Genomic DNA, 20,428 nt, shown 5'->3' on the forward strand with positions numbered 1-20,428 from the left:
TTCTGTCTGCATCACGTTCTTTGCCTCACTATCGACTAACCAGGAAATGGGAAGGCACCACATTCGCGGGCACCAAGGCACCGCTATCAGTGCGGATTTCAAAGCCTGCTCCTACGGCACTATGCTGCGGTGCCACATAAGCAAAGCCGATCGCGCGGCCTACCGTCTTGGAGTAGGCAATGCTGGTGACACGCCCCTCGATCTCGCCGTTGCGGATCACCAGGTTGCACTCGAACGGCATCTCACCGGCATAGCCAGGATTGAGTGCAAAGGCCACCAGGGTTTTCTTCAGCGGACGCTTGGCGATGATCTGCAAGCTGCGCTTACCGATAAAATCAGGCTTATCCATTGCGAGGGCATGCTCTGCGCCAATTTCCAGCGGATTCGTTAAACCATCAGTATCAATGCCAGGCATGGCATGGCCCATTTCCAGGCGCAAGAGGCGTTGGGCATCAGTACCGAAAGGCTTGAGACCAAGGCTAGAGCCTGCACGCATCACTTGCTCCCAGACAAAGGCTGCTTGTGGCGTAGGCATATGTAATTCGTAGGTATGGTCAGAAACAAAAGCCACGCGCAGCAAGCGCACAGGCACACCAGCCAGCGTTGCCTCACGAGCGCTATGTGGCGCCTGCTCATCCAGCTTGAAATCAAGCAGGCCTGATAATATCTGGCGTGCCAGCGGGCCTGCCACATTGATGGCGGCATAAGAGCCAGTGACATTCACCAGGCCAATATCGAGCTGCCAGATTTGCTGCCAACGCTGCATCTCGCGATAGACCGCAGCAGCATTCGAGGTGCCGGAAGTCAGGTAAAACAGCTCATCGCCCAAGCGATGTGCCAAACCGTCATCTACCACCACACCTGTGTCATCCAGCAGCATGGTGTAACGTGATGTGCCTGTTGCCTGGTCAGCATAACGGCCAGTGAAGAAGCGTTCGAGGAACAAGCCAGCCTCAGGGCCGCGCACCTCAATCTTGCCGAAGGAGCTGCTGTCGATAATGCCCGCCTTGCTGCGCACGGCCTCAACTTCGGCGAGGATAGTGTCCTGCACGCTCTGGCCTTGCACTGCATAGTAGGCAGCACGCTTCCAGGGGCCGACATCGGTAAACACCGCGCCCAAGGCTGCATTAACATCATGCAGCGGGGTGGTGCGATGCGGATGGAAGCCGCGACCACCTAGGTGCCCGATCGGGGTGGGGTGGAAGAACGGGCGCGAAGTCGTAGTGCCGATCTGCTCCACCGGTACGCCACGCAAGCGCGCAAGGATGCGGATCGCGTTCATGTTGGAGTGCTTGCCCTGGCTGGGACCCATGCCCACAGTGGTGAAGCGCTTCATCAACTCAATGTTGTCGAAGCCTTCCTTGGCGGCATTGATGAAATCCTTCACCTGGATATCCTCGTCGAAATCGACGAAATTCTTGCCCTTGGGGTGCATCACGATAGGATAAGCATGGCTTTGGGCGCTGACGCTCACCGGCACAGTCGCAGGTTCAGGCAGCTCACGACCAATATGGCGCATCGCGGCAATCGCGGCACGTTTGCCATCAGCCAGCTTATCGGCCAGCGCATAGACGCCATTGACACGGCCTGCGGCAAAAATACCCGCTGGCAGCTTGTTGGGAACGAACTGGTGCACACCATAGTCGTAGCGCATCGCTGTACCAGCCTGATACAGCAGGTTTGCAGTCGGCACCCAGCCCGCACACATCGCCACGCCATCGCACTCAATACGCGTCTTGGCACTGGTATCTGCCTGGGCGCTATCGGCATCATACGGCGCCACGATCACCGCCTTGACGCTGAATTTGTCGCGACTGTGCTCTACTTCATAAATCGCGCTGCCATGCAGGGTTTTCACGCCACGGCGTGCCAATGCAGCTGGCAATGTGCTATCACCAGCCGTCGCCCGCAAGTCGATCAATGCAGCGACTTTCACGCCAGACTCAAGCAGGTCATGGGCGACACGATACCCATAGTCGTTGGCAGTAAATACCACACCATGCTCGAAAGGCTTCACACCGTAGCGGTGCAACAGACGCTGTGCGGCAGAGCCGAGCATGACTCCGGGAATATCGTTATTGCGGAACACAGGCGGCTGTTCGAAAGCGCCGCTCGCCATCACCACGGCACCTGCGCGTACCTTAACCATGCCGCCCTTGGTCACCACGGGAATCAAGTGATCAGGGTAATAGCCAGCGGCATAAGCACCAGTGATGACCTGAATATTAGGCAAGGCCTGTACTTCTGCGACTAGGTCGCCAAGCAATTTGCTGGATTCCTGGCTACCGCCCCAATCGAACCCAAGGCTACCACCCAACTCAGCGTTCTCATCCACCAGCACCACGCGCAAACCCTGTTTGCCCGTCTCAATTGCCGCAGCCAAGCCAGACGCTCCTGCACCAATCACCAGCACATCACAGTGGATATGCTGCTTGGGCTTGGTGATGCGCGGATAGTTGAAATTGACCACGCCCAGGCCAGCCGCCTTGCGGATGACGTTTTCCCAGAACGGGAACATTTTCTTCGGTGTATGAAATGCCTTGTAGTAAAAACCCACCGGCAAGAGCGGAGCAATGCTGTCGATAATGCGGCTCTTGTCCTTGCGCACCCCGCCATCGGTATTCACCGCTTCAAGCACTGCGCCGTTGTTCACAGGCACAACATCACCGCGAATATTGGTATCCACGCCATCGGTCAGCATGACGTTGACGTCATGATTGGCCAAGCTGAGGATGCCGCGCGGACGGTGATATTTGAAGCTGCGACCCAACACTTTTTCACCATTGGCCCACAATGCGCTGGTAATCGTGTCGCCCTCGAAACCGCTGTAATCCTTGCCCTCGAAGCTGAACTTGACGACAGCGGCACGGTTGATCCACTCACCTGCTTGTTTGGTCAAACGTGCACTCATTTGCTGCCCTCCTGCCCTTTAAGATATGTACGAATTACTTGGTCGGTCAATGTGTTGCGCTCTGCAATGAACCAGGTGCCGCTAGGGCCGTGGTACCACCACTCTTGCTTAAGGCCAGGCGCACCATGACGGTTATGCACATAATCAGCCCACTCTTTGTCGCTGCAATCGGCAGCAGGTGGAGTGCGTAATTCACCACCGTAGGTGAACTCGCTCAGCGGTCTGGTTCCATTCACGGGACAAGTCAGTAATTTCATCGTGTATTCCTTATCTATGCCCAGGCTTAGTGACCCACCGAGGCGGCACCCTTTTCGCCAGTCAACTCATAATCCTCAAAGCGCGACAGACGGAAGGAATGGATGAGGTCAGGTGCCTGGTCGCGCGCAATGGTCTCGGCCATGGTCTTGCCGCTGATCGGTGTTGCCTTGAAACCCCAGGTGCCCCAACCCGCATCCAGGTAAAAACCCTTGACTGGTGTCTTGCCCATCACAGGTGCAAAATCTGGCGTCATATCAGCCATACCCGCCCATTGGCGCACCACCTTGATATTGGAAAGGAAAGGGAACATGTCCAGCATGTGTGAGGTGAGGCCCTCAACGAAATCCAAGGTAGAGCGTGTGGAGTGCACCTCATAAGGATCGAGCGAAGAGCCCATGACAAGCTCACCACGGGAAGATTGGCTGACATACACATGCAAGCTGCCGGAGACAAGGATGGTGTCCAGCCATGGCTTCATCGGCTCGGTGACACAGGCTTGCAACGGATGGATGACGATAGGGGTTTCTACCCCCACCATCTCACAGATTCTCGGTGTAAAGCCAGCGACAGCAGACAAGACATTATTAGTCGCGATATAGCCCTTGTTGGTGTTCACGCCGACCACCTGGCCACCTTGCACATCAATGCCAGTGACTTCGGTATTCTGGAAAATTTCTACACCCAGACGATCCGCACCACGGGCATAGCCCCAGGCGACGGCATCGTGACGTGCGACAGAACCCGGCGCATGGTAGAGCGCACCAACGATGGGTGCCTTGCCGCTACAGCTCAGGTCCAGTTGTGGACAGGCCTTGCCGATCTCATCCGGGCCAACCACATAACTTTCCACACCCACATGCTTATTCACCTCGGCGCGCCAGCGCATGGTGCGCATGGCAGATTCAGTATGTGCAAGCGTGAAATGGCCACGGGTGGAGTAGAACAGGTTAAGGTCCAGCTCTTCGGAAAGATCTTCGTAAATCTTGACGCTAGCGTCATAAAACTTCACGCCTTCAGGCGTCAGGTAGTTAGAGCGCACAATGGTGGTATTGCGCCCGGTATTGCCACCGCCGATATAGCCTTTTTCCAGCACCGCCACATTGGTGATGCCGTGATGCTTGGCAAGGTAATACGCTGCAGCCAGGCCATGACCGCCACCGCCGATAATCACCACATCATAGGATTTCTTCGGCGTGGTATGCGCCTGGAAAAACCGCGTTCCCGGATATTCCTTGCTCAACGCGTATTTCAGCAATCTCAACGGCATTTATTGTGGCTCCAACGGATTAATCATCACATCCAAAAACTGCACTTTAAGTAAACTTTTTTTCTTTAAAAGAAACTTTATTGCATTTATACCGAAGCAAAAAAACAGCGTCAACACATTTATGAAACTTTTTTTCATAATAGGAAACATTGACTTTCCGTCAATACTCCTAAGGGAGTAGATCAATATAAAAAGAGCAGCTTGTATGCGGAAAAATCTACACATGCCGATAGCGATCAACGCCATGTGCCATTCAGGAGTATTGCCCTAAGGGCAAGCATGGGACATGCCAGACTTTAAGAGCCTAAGTCATTGCCTTAACTAGGCAAGAGAGCATCTGGATTGCAGCAGAGGATCAGGAAAAGACGCGGATAAATAGTGAAAAAGCAAGACTGCACAAACAACCAGCCCAGGGACTGTGCACGGCTAAGGGGTCATTGATAAGGAAAGGGATCAAGAATAAGAAGACGGCAGGCGCTTGTCGTCACGCAACATATGTTCAAACTCTGCGGCCGTCACAGGCTTGCTGAAATAATAGCCCTGCATCTCATCGCAAGCATGCTGTTGCAGGAATTGGCAATGCGCCTCCTCCTCCACGCCCTCAGCAATCACCTTGAATCCCAGGCTCTGAGCCAAGGCAATCACGGCCAGCACAATCGCAGAGTCCTCTCGTTCTGTCAGCATGGTACGCACAAAAGATTGATCAATTTTCAAGGTATCTACCCGGAAGCTTTTCAAATAATTCAGGCTGGAGTAACCGGTACCGAAATCATCAATAGACAACTTGATACCCAGCTCTTTCAACTGATTGATCGTTTCCGTTACCTTCTCGATATCCTGCGCAATCAGGCTTTCGGTCAGTTCCAGTTCCAGCCATTGAGGCGATAAACCTGTTTCCTGCAAAGTATTGGCAACCCACGCCACTACATCCTGTTGCAAGAACTGACGCACAGAAATATTCACTGCGACACAAACAGGCGGCAAGCCAGCCTCTATCCAAGCCTGTGCCTGGGTACATGCTGTACGTAACACCCAATCGCCAATAGGAACGATCAGGCCGGAATCCTCCGCTACCGGGATAAACTGACAAGGAGACACCGCCCCCAACTCAGGATGCTGCCAGCGCAACAAAGCCTCACAACCACTGATGCGACCACTTTCCAGATTCACCTTGGGCTGGTAGACAATATGCAACTGATCGTTGATGACCGCATGCCTCAGCTTGATTTCCATATCCACGCGACGCTGGATGGCCAGCCCCATTTCGCGGGTAAAAAACAGGCACACATTATGGCCAAGCTCTTTAGCCCGGTACATCGCCATATCGGCACGATCAATCAGCTCATCCGCACTTTCACCGTCATGTGGAAAGATACTGACGCCCATGCTGAGCGAGAGGTGAATATCACGCCCTTGCACCACGATGGGGGATTGAAAACGCTCAATGACCCGATGAGCCACCCGTTCTACCTCGGCCGGCTCAATCACGTCAGCCAGCAAGATCAGGAACTCATCACCACTCAGACGCGCCACTGTATCGCCTTCGCGCACATATTGGAGCAATTGCGCCCCCACCTCCCGCAGCACACTATTGCCAAAGATGTGACCGTAACCTTCATTCACCACCTTGAATCGCCCGAGATCAAGATAAAGTAAGGAAACCAGGCAATGATCCTCCTGCGCCTGGGTAATGCTCTTGGTAATACGCTCACGGATCAGGTTACGATTGGGCAGGCCGGTCAAGCCGTCATACATGGCCAAGTGATGCATATACTGCTCATACTGCTTGCGCTCGGTAATATCATTGAGAATCAGGGTATGAATGCGCTGACTCTCCTGACTTAGGGTCACTTGTCGCAGCTCTGCATCAAACGCACCGTCGATGCCGATGAACTCCAGTGTCATGGTATCTTCTGTCGCCAGTATCGCGGCCCAATCCAGTGGATCATGCGGCGACAACAACATCTCCTGCACCTGTCGGCCTACCACCTTATCCCGGCTCAATCCAAACATACGCTCAGCCGCGGCATTCCACTCCACAATCACCATCGTCTCGTCCAGACTGAACATGGCAGCAGAAGTGGAATCAAAGATCGCACCCTTCAAGCGAATAGAAGCTGCCTGCTGCTCCTTTGCCAACGCCTGCTGATGAATAGCATCTTCCATGCGATCCAAGGCCGTGCCCAGTAGCTGGGTTTCACGGAAGCCTTGACTAGCTTCCTCCATACGCCCCTCTGGTGCTCCTGCCTGCGGCTGGCCGATGCGAGCAACACGTTGCTCCAGCTCAGTTAACGGCCTACCAAAGCGACGTGCCAAGCGCAATGAAACCAGGGCCAGCACAACCGCCATGGCAGCCCCCATTCCCAACACCTGTAACAACTGGTGCCTGAGTGGAGTATCAATGAGTGGTGCTGGCCGCGACGTAATCACCATCCACGACAAGCCGCCTTTCAGCTGCAGCCGCTGCGCCGCGACCCATCTGCGCTCTCCTTGCACCTGCATGCGGTCAACAAACACATTCCCCGATGACTTGAGCACAGGCATCCAATCCTCACTAACTGGTAGAGGCGCACTCCCGATATCAGATGCAGCAATCAAGCGAGGTGTCGGCCCTAGCTCAACCACTTGGATATCCGTGCGATATTCCGTGATCAATGGCGATAGAAAACGATTCAATGCAGGAATATCAAAATCTGCATCTATCACAGCCAACAGCTTTCCGCTGTGATGGCGAATCGCCTTGACATAGCTCAGCCCCCACAGCGACGTATTGAGCTGTGAATGGACAATCCAGGCATATGTCGGCATCCAGGCGCCATCACTGGGTGCATGTAATGCTGCTTGGTAAAAGGGGCGCTGGCGCGGGTCATACCCCTCAACAGGATATGCCTTATCCTGAACAAAACCCTCTGCTGTGAGCTTAAAGGTCTGCGCTGTTGCAGCACTGGCCTTTACTTCTGGAAACTGCCAAAGCACTACGTCTTTGGAACTGACCCGCTCCATATTGCCGTATTCCCCAGTGCCGGGAATCACAATACCGAGGTAACTCAACTCAGGACGTTGCTCAAACGCGGACAGGGAGCTCTCCAGCATGGGGCGTAATGTTGCGCCACTCAGATGCTCATCGTGGATACGCACAATCCGCTCTAGCGAAAGTGCTGTCATCTCCGTGGCCTGGATCAATTGCTGCAAGCGCACTGATATTTGCTTGAGCGACTCACGGCTTTCCTGCCTGGCCGCGCTTTCAGTACTCTCTACAGCTTGCCAGGTCATGGCAAACAACAATACCGCACCCAGGCCAATCAGCAAGCCCACTACGCTGAACACCAATGCACGGGAAAAAGATGGCAACAAGGGCGGATGATTCACAGGAGTCGTCGCACCATGCATCACAGAACCAGAGACTATCGCCATAGCATCCGGTTTATTCACATCTGGGTCGACATCAGTCCCGCTCAATCCACTCCCCTTTTAATTCAAGTAATTGCCATAGATTGGCATCACTTGATGATGAAGTTCGTTTGTGCACTACCGTTTTCACTCACTCTACCTGATAACATTGCCGAATGTCACATTCTGGCCAAGTCATGTTATATCGTCAGCAATACTCCTGACATCCACCATGCCATCGGCCAATCAACGAAAGGACTTAGTCTTGACCATACTAGAAACATTCAAATACGTTTCCATCGTCGTTATCGGCCTTTTACCCATCATGAACCCGCTCACCACCATCCCGCTTTACATGGCACTCACCCAGCGCATGACGCCAGAAACCCGCAGGGTGCAGGCACGTAAAGCCTGTATTTATGCCTTCTGCATCCTCACCACCTTCCTGCTATTGGGTAATGGCATCATCTCGCTATTTGGTATTTCCATGCCGGGCATTCGCGTCGCGGGCGGCATCATCATCCTGATTCTGGCATTGCGCATGATTTTCTCTGGCTTCGACACCTCGTCCAGCGTCGACTCCGAGCCTGATGAAATCAAGCATGCCAATCTCGATTACTCCTTCTCACCGCTGGCAATGCCGAGCCTGGCCGGGCCTGGCTCCATCGCGGTCATCATGAGCTTTGGCTCACAAATCCCCGAAGGCTCACTGATCCTTGGGGACGCCATCGTCATTACCGGCATTGCCATCACCGCAGGCATTGCCTACGTAGCATTATCCGCCGCAGGGCATATCGAAAAGCTCCTTGGCGAACACGGCATGCAAGCTATCACCAAAATCATGGGTTTCCTGCTCACTTGCGTGGCAGTGCAATTTCTGGCGTCTGGTATACGCGATTTCTATATTGAGTTTTCAACCATCTGACACCTAACAATGCAAAAGGCCCCATGAATGGGGCCTTTTGCATTGCGCTTCTGACGCCTTACAAGTGCTGCATATAGATCACGATCAGCACAGCAATCGCAATCGCGATAAACGGCAAGATACCTGCACGTTTTCTCACCCCGCTTTCATCTCCCATATGCATGTCCTCTACCATGGACTTGGGGAATACACCTTTGTCCTGCACATAATGTCGATACAAGAACACGGGGATAATAAAGGCCGCACAGACCACGCCCGACCATAACGTCCCTTCACCCCAGATATTCGCGCCCAGGCCCATCAACGCAACATTGACGAAGCTAAGGATGGTGCCAAGCACGATGAGGATGAGCGGAGCCTTGTATGGACGCTCCCAATTTGGCCTATCCAGGCGGTGTATCCAGCCAGCGTTGAGGTTGAGGAAATTAAACATGATGTAACACACGTTCGATACCGCCAGCACGAAGACATAATCGGACATCAGCAACAGCACCAGGTTGAAGCACAAGTCTGTCCACATCGCCGTGGTGGGCGCACCATGCTCATTGGCATGAGCAAGATACTTCGGCAACCAGCCATCCACGGCTCCTTGGTACAGGGTGCGCGAGGAACCAGCCATGGAAGTCATGATGGAAAGTAACAAGGCCAAGACCAGCATGATGACGATCATGTTACTTAATTGTTGGCTACCACCCAGCATCGCGGCCAATGCACTCGCAACCCCCATGCCGCTGTAGATATCTGGGGCCAACATACCATCGTAAACCGCAGGGCTGATTTCATTGCCTGCTGCATCAAGCACGGCAGGTGTCACGAGATGACCCAGGCCAAGATCAGCCTGAAAGGCGATGGGCACCAGGGTAAACACCGCCAGGCATAACAAGCCGGAATAGAAAATCGCCTTGAACGTGTCAGTCTTGGGGTTACGAAACTCGCGTGTGTAGCAAACCGAGGTCTCGAAGGCATAGGTTGACCAGGCGGCGATGAACATGCCGCCCGCCATCAGCTTCCAACCTTCGATATTCCAGGCACCATTCACCACATTACCCGCGTCATCGTAGGCCAGCGGAGCAATCGGCAGGAAGTTAGCAGCCGACACATCACCGGTGAGGATAGGGACCAGGCCGATCAACATGAGTGGAATCAACGCTGCCAGGCCGAGGATCATGGTCACGCGTGAGGATCGCAATATGCCGCCATGCTGAATGCCGAACACTGCCAGCAAGACGGCAGCCCCCAAGACAAAAGTAGCATTGATGCGCAGGCTAAGGCCGGACTTGATGAAACCAAGGTCCATCAAGGTGATCTGCCAAGTATTGATGACGGCATCGGCAGGGAAAGTTGCTAGCAAAATGTAGCCCGCCGCCAAGCCAGAGCCAATGGCCAGCACTGGCGTCCAGGCCAGCCAGTTACACCAGACCGACACTGGGGCAACGAATTTGCTATACCTTACCCAGGCGATGGCGCCATAGACAGAAGCACCACCCGATTTATGTGGAAACATGCCGGCAATTTCGGCATAGGTAAAAGCCTGGATAAAGCCAAAGGTAATTGAGAGCATCCAGGCCAGCCAGGCGGGCTTGCCTACAGTGGATGCAATCGCGCCAATGGAAAACAGCACCAGGGCTGGCACGCCGCTAGCCACCCAGAATGCACCCTGCCAGCCTATCTTGCGTTGCAAGCTGCCAGGCTGTACTTGTGCAGCGTTAGGGGTTATCTGGGCCGAGGTGGCATCCAGGCTTGAGGTAGTACTCACTTGATTGTCTCCTGAAACATGATTCTTCAGGCTACATTGGATAACGGTGAGGCTAGACGCCACAATTCCCAATATGGATTACTTCTTTGGGAGTATGCGGCGCAGTGACAGGTGGGCTATTTGTGCCGATGCGCCCAAACAGCCGCTTCGAGCCGGCTGGTCAGCCGCAACTTGCTCAGCAAATGCTTCACGTGGACTTTCACCGTAGTATCGGAAATACCCAGCTTGCGCGCGATGGCCTTGTTGCTAAGGCCATCTGCCAGGCATTGCAGGATTTCCTGCTCACGATCGGTAAGTGACACCTGCTCCGGTGTCGCAGGCAGGGACGACTTATTGCCAAGCTCCAGCAATGCCTGCTTGAGTACTTCAGTGAGGCGATCCTGGATCACGGTCACGCCCTCGGAAATCTTTTTCAGGCTGTCACATAGCTGCTCGGGCTCCATGTCCTTGAGCAAATAGCCATCAGCCCCCGCACGCAAGGCTTCCAGCAAATCATCCTCCGCATCAGAGACGGTGAGCACGACGAAACGCGCCTTGAGATCACCTGTCTTGAACCTGCGCAGGGTTTCCAGGCCATCAACCCCCTTCATGTTAAGATCAATCAACACAATGTCTGGTGCCAGCATCGGTGCCTGTTCTAGCCCCTCCAGCCCGGAAGAGGCTTCGCCAACAACCTCAAACATGGGGTCAGCACCTATCATCTGGCTCACACCTTTACGAAACAGTGCATGATCGTCAATCAGGAATACCTTGAGCATAGTGTTCACTTACTTTCGTACTAAATATTTGAATAAACTGCACATAGTGGTCATTGGTACAACTTGGGGGTGAAGATCAGCCGCACGCGGGTGCCACCCTGGCGCCTGGCACTAATGGTAATGTCACCGCCCAGGCTGTAGGCGCGATCACGCATGATACTCTGGCCATAATGCCCTGGCTCCTCAGGGGGATTGGCGGGCATGCCGATACCATCGTCATCAATTGTCACAACTACAGTGCTACCTGGCGTATAGGCCAGCGCAACGACAACATGCTGCGCGCCTGCGTGGCGGATAATGTTGGAAAGCGCCTCGCGGATAACGTGCAGGATATGGAACTCCTCGTTCACGGTGAGGCGGCAATTCACCAGGCGGTTATCCAGGGTGATGGAAACTGAGGAACGATTGGAAAACTCCTCAATAGCCGCCTCGATGGCAAAACCCAAGCCGCGCACATCCATGTGCATGCGAAAGGTAGACAGCAATTCGCGCAACTCACGGTAGGCCGTATCCAAGCCCTCCCGCAGTTCGCTGGTAATCTCGTGGGTCTCGCCCTGATCGCCACTTTTATGCGTTTGCAGCCGCGCGATCTGGATTTTCATATAGGAAAGCGACTGAGCCAGGGAATCGTGCAATTCACGTGCAATCGCGGCACGCTCCTCGAACAATGCCAGTCGCCTTGCCTGCTCCTCGCGACTCTGCGCTCCCAACACTAGCGATAGTAATTGTGCAGTGATTTCTGCCAGCGTAATGTCTGATTCGTACAGCTCCTGGCCTGGTTTGCCTTCCAGTATCAAGGTACCGAAGTTATCTCCCGGACAGGTAAAGGTTGCCGCAATACAGCCCGCGCCACTCTCCAGGGTAAAGCTCGCTGAGCGCTGAGTCGCCAGGTCGCGCGTCACATCTTCCGGCAAGGCCGCAGGCGCATATTGCGAATACAGCATGCGTTCGCCCTTGGCTTCGCCTCCGTCGAGCACGAAGCGTAGCGAAACATTACGCAAGTCCAGGCTACTTTCCATCGAATACAGCATGGTCTTGAGCACGGATTCATTCAATACGCTGTCGTTGAGCGAGAGCACCAGCCCATGAATGAAGGTACGTGCACGCAACAACCGACGCAACAGCTCGCTACGGTTGCGGTTGAACCACTCGGACTCGGACTTGAAGCCCTGCATCTGCGCCGAGAAAGCCTGCACCATGCCTTCCAGTTGCGATAGCTCATCAAGATCACGGTCATCCTGAGCGAGCACTTGCTCACGAGGCAACATCGCCAGCAGGCTGGCCACGCGGTCTATCAATATCTGCTTGATCATCAACGCCACCGTGACCAGGCAGCACAGCAACAGCAACAAGCCGATCAACTGCAACATCACCAGCACTGTCTGCCTTTCTTCCACGTCGCGCCGCAACGCATCGAGCAGGGCATCATGATCCGCCAGGATCACCTGCAGCAACGAGGCCGCATGATCTTGCATCGCTACAAGATAAACCGTTTCATCACGCTTTAGCCTAGCAATCAGGCCAGCCAGCTTGCGTGCCTGTTGCTCGGCATACCATTCATGATCCGTATCGTCTCCCATCAAGGTCGCCCTACTCCAGGCAGCGGGTGGGTGACTGCCTGGATGCCCAGACAATTGACTCCATTCCAGCTTGCGCTGCGCCAGTTGCTGGATTGCAGATTGACTGGCAGGTATGTAATCTAGCAAGAACAAGGAGCCTGCTTGCAGCAAGATGGCGAGTATGGCGACGCAGGACAGCAGCAGGACAAGTCGCAGGTAAAGCGCGTGACGTGACAATCGCTCACGCCACGTATTGAGCGATTGTCCTAGCCTGGTGTTGGTGATTCCCGATTGCAAGTTTATCTAGCCTTTATCCATAGCCATGAGCCTATATCTTTTCAGCACTCTCATCCTCAGCGTCATCTTCCTGCTGGTATTCAACAGTTGGTGGACGGATGGAGCACCATTCACCACACACCTCACGGGCCTGCTCATCGTCAGTTGCGTATTATTCACGCTGCTGTTGATGACAGCCCTGGCCCCTATCCTGGCACGCCAGAACATGGGCCGCATGCAAGCACGCATGCGCAGCCTGAACTGGGAGCACGAAGTATCCTCGCGCCTCTCATCCCCCGCAGCGGTGGTTGAAAACCACACCGTGGTATTCGCCAACCAGGCCTTTCTCAACGAGCTGGGTATGGCGGGCATGTCAGACCAAATTGTCGGCATGCCGCTCACCAACGTCATCTACCCTGGAGACCACCAATTGCTGGCCTCGCAGCTCGCCAGCATCGATACTCCCGCCCAGGAGGATAGCACTTTGCGCCTGCTTTGTTTGGATGGCACCGTGCTGCCCAGTAAGCTCTCACTTTCGCCCATGGGTCACGGCACTACCCACCAGCGTTTACTACTGCAATTCTCGCTGATTTTGAGCGGCCCGGCCACGGGTGTACGCTTCAACGAGCAATTCAACTATCACCTCCTCATCAACCGCCTGGAAGACGTCGTGTTCGAGTTGCACCGCGCCAATCGCCTCAGCTTTCTCAACCCGAGTTGGGAAACCCTGCTGGATTATTCGATTGAGGAGTCGCTGGGAAAATCGCTGATCGACTTCATCCACCCCGAAGACAAACCGCTGGCAATTGCGCGCCTGGACTCGATCGCTCGCGGCAAACGCCTGCGCTGTAACGAACAGATACGGCTCATCAAGCGCAACGGCGAACCATGCTGGGTCAACATTCGCGCGCGTAGCTCGGCCATGGCGGAGAACGAAGGCGCCAGCGTGCTCGGCACCCTCACTGACATCACCGAGGCACGCCAAGTCGAGGCGAGCCTGAGAAGCAATCGTCACTCGCTCAGCAGCCTCATCAACAACGTGCCATGCATGATCTATCGACGCAAGGCAGACCAGGGGCTGAATTTTGAATTCGTCAGCGACGGTTGCCTCACCCTGACCGGTTACGGTGCCCATGAGTTAATCTCCAGCCCAGTACTCAGCTTTAAGAAGCTACTGCATCCGGATGACCGTCTGGTATGGGAAACCGCTCGCGAGCAGTTAGTGCAGCAGCACGCTTTGCAGGCCGTCTATCGTCTCTATTCACGCAATGGCTCCTATCAATGGGTGCTGGAACACGGTAATGGCATTTATGCCAGTACCGGGGAACTACTGGCCGTTGAAGGCTTTATCACGGCCATTGGTCACGATCATGCCAATACGGCTCAAACCTTCATGCAATTGCAGCAACAGCTAGAACATTAACCCGCACAATAAAACACCTGGCACAGTCAAACTGGCCAGGTGCCCTATGTTGCATCGCTAACAGGCAAGCTCCACATCACAACACTTGCCTAGCCCCTGTCGGCTACTCTGGCCGGGTACCTGGTGCTAACACTTCACCATCGTCCTGCGGAGCCAACCATGCCAGCAGCGGCTCGTGATAGACCTTGATGCCCTTGTACTCCAAGAGGTCAGGGTGCAAATCGCGGATCACCCGGTGGAAGCGCTTGATCCAGCGCGGGAAGGTCGTCATTTCTTCCAGACTGAGAAGATAACAGCGGATGCTAAACATGATGGCATTACTGCGCGGCAGACGGAACAAGGTCTGCAATTCGACGCGCAGGTGGGCCTTCTGACCGGCGTTTTCTGCGGTGACCTTGAGCCTGTCCGGGCCCCATTGCGGATAATGTTCAGGCGAGGTATCCAGGCGAGGATTGATGGTCATGGTCCAGTTCAATCTACGTACCGGGTTGCCTTGTTGCAGGCTAAGGAGGAATTTCAGCGCCCGGTCCATCACGCCAACTTTTTCCATCTGCGGTACCGGGCCGTGCCACTCGTGCCAGGCCATGCCCGCATTGAAAATCAGCGACCAGTCTGCTTGGCTGGTGACAAAGCCCGCATCTGCAAACAAGGTGCCCTCGCGCTGGTCCAGCAGGACAAAATCACCCTGCACCTGCCGCCCCATATATTCGAACGGCTCCATCGGCAGTGTCGATACATCGCCGAAGACAAAGCTGTCCTCAATACCCAGTGGCAGGTTGATCCAGGTCCACTTATCCCCTTGCTTGCTCAACTTGAATTGCGCGGGATAATCGCGCGCCAGGCTTTCCATGGTGAACTCCAGGAAATCCCATTGCGCATCCATCATGTGTGGCAATGCGGCATAGCGGCTCTTGTCCTGGGTCAGGGTGATCGCCTTGTCCTTGCATTCCGCCACGTAATGCTCGTCAATGTCGAACGCATGTTCATAAACCGAGCCAAGCGCACCAGGCTTATGCGGTTCGATGTTGACCGAATACATGTACTGATCCTGGTCGAACGGGAACGGAAAACGACGGATCGCCTCAGGCGAGTTACGGAAGGTATAGTCGTCGCGGAAGGTTTCCAGTTTGTAGGCGAGATTGTTCATGGGGTACCTCACAGGTTGAGTTCAATAAACGAGCACTTGGCCCGGGAGACGCAAGGCAAAATCTTGTTGCCCGCGCGTTTTTCATCCTCAGAGAGGTAATGGTCGTGATGCTCGATCACGCCATCGGTGGAAAGGACTTCCAGCTCGCAGCGGCCACAGGCTCCGCCACGGCACAGGTGTGGAACCTCAACGCTGGCCGCTTCCATCGCTTCCAGCATGCTTTCCTCGGCGGCAACATCCACCACCAGCCCAGATTGCTTGAGGCGGATGGAGAACGGCTCGCCAACGGGCGGCGCCAGGAATTGCTCATAATGGACATGAGCGTCTGGCCAACCTAAGCGTTTTGCACTGCCGACCACGGCATCGACCATGCCGGCCGGGCCACAGACATAGACATGTGTACCTAACGGCTGGCGGGCAAGCAGGGCCTGGCTGTCGATCACCTGTCCCTGGCTCTGGTCGTAACAATGCAGCCTGTCACCCAGAAGGGCACGCAGCTCATCGACAAAGCCGGCATGCCGCGGAGAACGGATGCCATAATGCAGCTCGAAATTGGCACCGCTGCGCAACAGCTCATGCGCTTGCGACATGAACGGCGTGATGCCGATGCCGCCCGCCACCAGGATATGCTTGCGGCCCAGCCGGGCAATCGCGAACAAATTGACCGGCCAGGTGATGTCCAGCGCAGTGCCCACCGTGACTTGCTCATGCATAAAGCGCGAACCACCGCGAGAGTGCTCCTGCAAGCGCACGGCGATCTGGTAATTGCTGCGATCAGATGGCGAACTCAACAGCGAATAGGCGTTGCGGTAGGTGCGCGGCCCTGCCGGCATGGACACCACGACATGGCTGCCGCCGGAAAAACCCGGCAGTTCGCCGCCATTGGCGGCAACCAGGGTGAAGTGGCGTATGCCTTCAGCCACCTCAGCGATATGGGACACAATGACCTTCAAGCTACTCATGGATAAATCTCCTCGGCGGCTGGCACCTTGCCAGGCTGCTCGGCATCCACCATCAGGCCCATATAGGCTCCGAGGCGGCGGGAAAAATGGTCGCGGACAAACAGGTGACGCTGGCAACCGCTACACACGGCGATATTGGTGGTGACATGCGGGGTAATGGTTTTGCAATGCACGCAATACACCGGGCGCGCCAGCGAGGCCGGCTGCTCGCGCATGATGTCGGCATTGAGCACACCATGACTGGCCGCCAGCGTGGATACTTGCCAGAGGAAAGCCTCATCGCCAGCCGCATACAAGCGCGTCCCCATATAGGCTTGTGAGAGCATGGCATCGAACGCCGCCCACAACGCGGCCTCAGTGTTGAATACCTGCATGCTGGCACCCGCCACCGCTTGTATCGACACGGTGTAATCAGCGCCCGTCACAGGCAGGTAAAGCACAGTCACCGCCTGCTCAGGCGGGCGCTGCTGGAAGAGGCGCAGCACAGCACGCCCAGCCTCACCCTGTGCCAGCACTACATGTGCCTGAGCCTGATATTGCCAGGCCAGGCTGCTATAGACAGGCTTGCTCCTGATCCAATATCCATATTCCATGGCTCAGACCTCCCGGGGATGGGTACGCAACCGCAAGGGATCGTAGAAAGGCGTCGGTGCCACATAGGCCTGCCAGCTTGCCGCCTGGCCCCTGATCTCGACCACGGTGCCGTTGACGGCAAAGGCCGGGGCAATATGCGCCAGCGCCAGCGATTGCATGAGGTAGCGGCTATAGGCAGCACTGGTGACCACACCCACTTGTTTGCCGTCGATGAACAAGCCTGCGCCCGCTTCCACGGCTGTCGCTGCCTTGCATACCAGGCCAATCTGGCGCACGCGCTCCTTGCCTTTGGATGCCAGCACAGCGGCCTTGCCGATATAGTCGCCGGGCTTGTCCAGGTCGACGCCCCAGCCCATATTGACCTCCCACGGCGTGGTGTCGCCCTCTATCATCTCAAAAGGGAAAAACAGCAGGGCCGCCTCGATGCGGGTCAGCTCCAGCGAATTCCACGAGGCGGGGATCGCGCCCAAAGGCTTGCCCGCCTTGAGAATCTCGTCCCAGAGCAAGACAGCGTCCTGTGCGCTGCAATACACTTCATAGCCAAGCTCACCGGAATAACCACCGCGAGCGATATAGACATCCTTGCCAAATAACTTGGTGGCCTTGTGCTGGAAATAAGCCAGCGACTTCAGGTCGAAATCCAGTAATGGATCAAGTATTGCCAGCGACTTCGGGCCTTGCAGGGAAAGAATATGCACATCAAGATCAGGCTCGACCTGGACATTGAGCCCGGCCGCAATCTTGGCGAGATTAGTCTTGGTAGCGCCACTGCCGTGCGACACGCGGAACGCGGTGGCAGAGTCACGGATCACCATGATGTCATCACAGATGGCACCTGCCTCATCCACCTCGGCCGCCAGCAGGGAATGTCCTGGCTTAAGCTTGGTGATATCGCGTGCAACCAGCTGGTCCAGCGCCTTTTCTGCATCCGGGCCGCTGACATTGACGATATTCAACGCAGATACGTCATAGAGGCCAGCCCGGGAGCGCACAGCGACGACCTCATCATGCACATCGCTATCATAGCTCCAGGGAATGGGCATATCATTCCAGGTATCCCCATCCAGCTTGGAGCCTAGGGCGCGGTGGCGTTCGTTGAGAATCGAGTTCCTTGACATGCTGTATCCTTAAAAAAAGTGATCGTTTCAAGGTCAACGATAGTCAAAACCCCCGCGTGGGAAAATTCTCTCGAAGGTGTACTCCCAAGGTAGTATGGGCCGCGATGGCATTCAAGCCCGCTTCAGCCCTCGGCTCCAGCGAGTATACACATGCCCGGCCCAGGCATTGAGCACAGCAATGCGCTCATCCAACATGCTCAGGATGTCATCGGCAGACTGAATCATGGGCTGTGCCGGATCGGCTTCGCTACCCCCTTTTAATTCTTCTGGAGAGAGACCACACCAGCTCTGCACCAACTCGCGCTTCATCTCGATATGGCACTGGAAACCGATGTGCAGGTCATCCAGCACATAGGCCTGGTTGGCACAATGCTCGCTGCGCAGGATATGCACGGCACCCGGCGGGATCGAGAATGTTTGGTAATGCCACTGGAACAAGGGCAGCTCCGCCCGGCTGCCTAGCCACTCTGCCGCCTGCGGCGCCTCCAGGGGCAGCCCGCGCACCCAGCCGATTTCGCTGAAACGGCTGTCCGTCACTTCCCCGCCCATGGCCTTAGCCAGCAGTTGGCCACCCAGGCAATGGCCAATGACGGGTATACCTTGGGCAATGGCCTGGCGAATCAAGTCCAGCAAAGGAGGGTTCCAAGGCAAATCATCATTGGCACTCATGGGACCGCCCATCATGGCAAGGCCGCTGTATGCTTCCAAGGTTGCGGGTAGCGCTTCGCCCTTATCTATCCTGAGCACATGGAATGGGATATGCTGGCTCGCCAGAAAATCCGCCAGGTAGCCCGGCCCTTCGGAAGCGCTGAATTGCACGATCATCACGGGGTTCATGAGTTGTATCCTGTTTATGTTGAGTGATTGCCTTGCTGTAATAGCAGCCAGAAGATATTATTAATAAACTTTTTTTAATTTCAAGAAACTTTTATTGCCTTTACTGAAAAACATGGCAGTCAAGCTGTTAAGAAGAGAGAAAGACAACGTATGGCGGACAATGTGAAAAAGCTGGTACCAGCCAATAATGAGAGTGAGAGCAAATCACTGGGCAGATACCTGGGCAATGTCATCAAGGATATCCGCCAGCAGCACGGCCTCACCATTGCAGAGGTCGCAGAGCGTGCCAATATCAGCCGCGGCATGCTGAGCAAGATCGAGAATGGCCTGGTTTCCACCAGCCTGGATACATTGGAACAACTCGCCAATAGCCTGGGAGTCACTATCTCCCGCCTATTCCAGGGATATAACCAACGCAAGGGCGGTGCGCAACACGTCAAACATGGACAGGGTATGGAGGTGGTGCGACGCGGCACACGCAATGGCCACACCTATCACCTGCTGGCCTACGACCAGGGGCCAAAGAAACTGTTCGAGCCCTTCCTCATCACACTGGAAGACCCGGGTGAGGAGTTTCCCTCCTTTGAGCATAGCGGAACTGAATTTCTTTATATGCTGGAAGGCGAACTGGGCTACCGCGTAGGTGAAGAGGTCTACATGCTGCAGCCTGGTGACGCACTCACTTTCCGCGGCGAGATCCCACACCGTCCGGAAGTCCATGCCAAACTGCCGATACGCTTTCTCGCCATCATCCACTACGATGCAGAAGAACCTGTGGAACATGACTGATCCCGCTATCAACATTCGTCATGCCCAGGCTAAAGATATTCCCGTCTTGTGTGAACTGCTGCAACAACTCTTCAGCATAGAGCAGGATTTCACGCCCGACCTGGAAAAGCAGTCTGCCGGCTTGCAGTTACTGCTGGCTAAGCCTGAACGCGGTGCCATCCTGGTGGCGCAGCAGGTTGGTGGAAAGGTGATCGGTATGGTCAGTGCACAATTGGTAATCTCCACCGCACAAGGCACGCCTGCTGCCTGGATAGAAGACATGATCGTAGATGCGGGCTATCGCGGCCAAGGACTGGGCAGGCAATTGCTGGATAGCATACTCACCTGGGCAAAGGCACAAGGTGCCACCCGCGCCCAATTGCTGGTAGACATGGACAACCAGCCCGCCATCGCTTATTACGACCACCTAGGCTGGAACACCACCCGCTTGCAGGCACGCAACATTTACTTGTAGGGTT

The 20,428-nt window shown here is 55.2% G+C and carries 16 protein-coding genes; 4 read left to right on the forward strand and 12 right to left on the reverse strand.

The annotated features are described in order from the left end of the window. Positions 1-28: 28 nt before the first annotated feature. From LG202_RS00380 to LG202_RS00395, 4 genes are all read right to left on the reverse strand, one after another. Positions 29-2,911 carry a 2Fe-2S iron-sulfur cluster-binding protein gene (locus LG202_RS00380; protein ID WP_230346462.1) on the reverse strand — a complete coding sequence of 961 codons (2,883 nt, stop codon included), beginning with the start codon at positions 2,909-2,911 and terminating at the stop codon, positions 29-31. Further along, a complete protein-coding gene (locus LG202_RS00385; protein ID WP_230346463.1) occupies positions 2,908-3,168 on the reverse strand; it encodes a sarcosine oxidase subunit delta in 261 nt (86 codons plus the stop codon). Before LG202_RS00385 ends, LG202_RS00380 begins: the two co-directional genes overlap by 4 nt. Before the next feature lie 26 nt (positions 3,169-3,194). Then, the gene (locus LG202_RS00390) at positions 3,195-4,436 is read right to left on the reverse strand and encodes an FAD-dependent oxidoreductase (protein WP_230346464.1); all 1,242 of its coding nucleotides are present in this window, start codon (positions 4,434-4,436) and stop codon (positions 3,195-3,197) included. A 453-nt stretch (positions 4,437-4,889) separates the two neighbouring features. Then, positions 4,890-7,895: a bifunctional diguanylate cyclase/phosphodiesterase gene (locus tag LG202_RS00395; RefSeq protein WP_230346465.1), complete on the reverse strand. Its 3,006-nt coding sequence runs from the start codon at positions 7,893-7,895 to the stop codon at positions 4,890-4,892. Positions 7,896-8,091: 196 nt separating this feature from the next. Here LG202_RS00395 and LG202_RS00400 point away from each other — a divergent pair, with 196 nt between their 5' ends. Beyond that, positions 8,092-8,751, forward strand: a complete 660-nt coding sequence (locus LG202_RS00400) for a MarC family NAAT transporter (RefSeq protein ID WP_230346466.1) — start codon at positions 8,092-8,094, stop codon at positions 8,749-8,751. Between the two features lie 58 nt (positions 8,752-8,809). On the opposite strand, the gene LG202_RS00405 is transcribed toward LG202_RS00400, so the two are convergent. The 3 genes from LG202_RS00405 to LG202_RS00415 all read right to left on the reverse strand — a co-directional run bounded on the left by LG202_RS00405 (position 8,810) and on the right by LG202_RS00415 (position 13,121). Continuing rightward, complete coding sequence (locus LG202_RS00405; RefSeq protein ID WP_459724075.1) at positions 8,810-10,507, reverse strand: APC family permease; 1,698 nt, start codon at positions 10,505-10,507, stop codon at positions 8,810-8,812. Positions 10,508-10,623: 116 nt separating this feature from the next. Continuing rightward, a complete protein-coding gene (narL, locus tag LG202_RS00410; protein WP_230346619.1) occupies positions 10,624-11,265 on the reverse strand; it encodes a two-component system response regulator NarL in 642 nt (213 codons plus the stop codon). Positions 11,266-11,315: 50 nt separating this feature from the next. Further along, positions 11,316-13,121 (reverse strand): histidine kinase, encoded by a 1,806-nt coding sequence (locus LG202_RS00415; protein ID WP_230346467.1) that lies wholly within the window; start codon positions 13,119-13,121, stop codon positions 11,316-11,318. 25 nt (positions 13,122-13,146) lie between these two features. Here LG202_RS00415 and LG202_RS00420 point away from each other — a divergent pair, with 25 nt between their 5' ends. Beyond that, complete coding sequence (locus LG202_RS00420; protein WP_230346468.1) at positions 13,147-14,523, forward strand: PAS domain-containing protein; 1,377 nt, start codon at positions 13,147-13,149, stop codon at positions 14,521-14,523. 103 nt (positions 14,524-14,626) lie between these two features. Here the strand turns inward: LG202_RS00420 and LG202_RS00425 are convergent, their stop codons facing one another. From LG202_RS00425 to LG202_RS00445, 5 genes are all read right to left on the reverse strand, one after another. Beyond that, positions 14,627-15,670, reverse strand: coding sequence for a heme-dependent oxidative N-demethylase family protein (locus LG202_RS00425; protein ID WP_230346469.1), 1,044 nt, complete (start codon positions 15,668-15,670; stop codon positions 14,627-14,629). 8 nt (positions 15,671-15,678) lie between these two features. Further along, positions 15,679-16,632, reverse strand: a complete 954-nt coding sequence (locus LG202_RS00430) for a PDR/VanB family oxidoreductase (RefSeq protein ID WP_230346470.1) — start codon at positions 16,630-16,632, stop codon at positions 15,679-15,681. After that, on the reverse strand, positions 16,629-17,225 hold the full coding sequence (locus tag LG202_RS00435) for a dimethylamine monooxygenase subunit DmmA family protein (RefSeq protein WP_230346471.1): 597 nt from the start codon (positions 17,223-17,225) through the stop codon (positions 16,629-16,631). The genes LG202_RS00430 and LG202_RS00435 overlap by 4 nt, the downstream gene beginning before the upstream one ends. A 3-nt stretch (positions 17,226-17,228) precedes the next feature. Continuing rightward, complete coding sequence (locus tag LG202_RS00440) at positions 17,229-18,344, reverse strand: aminomethyltransferase family protein (RefSeq protein ID WP_230346472.1); 1,116 nt, start codon at positions 18,342-18,344, stop codon at positions 17,229-17,231. 111 nt (positions 18,345-18,455) lie between these two features. Then, the gene (locus LG202_RS00445) at positions 18,456-19,181 is read right to left on the reverse strand and encodes a type 1 glutamine amidotransferase (RefSeq protein WP_230346473.1); all 726 of its coding nucleotides are present in this window, start codon (positions 19,179-19,181) and stop codon (positions 18,456-18,458) included. A gap of 150 nt (positions 19,182-19,331) precedes the next feature. Here LG202_RS00445 and LG202_RS00450 point away from each other — a divergent pair, with 150 nt between their 5' ends. Together LG202_RS00450 and LG202_RS00455 are read left to right on the forward strand one after the other, a co-directional pair. Beyond that, the gene (locus LG202_RS00450; RefSeq protein ID WP_230346474.1) at positions 19,332-19,970 is read left to right on the forward strand and encodes a helix-turn-helix domain-containing protein; all 639 of its coding nucleotides are present in this window, start codon (positions 19,332-19,334) and stop codon (positions 19,968-19,970) included. After that, positions 19,963-20,424: a GNAT family N-acetyltransferase gene (locus LG202_RS00455; protein ID WP_230346475.1), complete on the forward strand. Its 462-nt coding sequence runs from the start codon at positions 19,963-19,965 to the stop codon at positions 20,422-20,424. The genes LG202_RS00450 and LG202_RS00455 overlap by 8 nt, the downstream gene beginning before the upstream one ends. Positions 20,425-20,428 lie beyond the last annotated feature (4 nt).

This window comes from Methylobacillus methanolivorans (genome assembly GCF_054588515.1).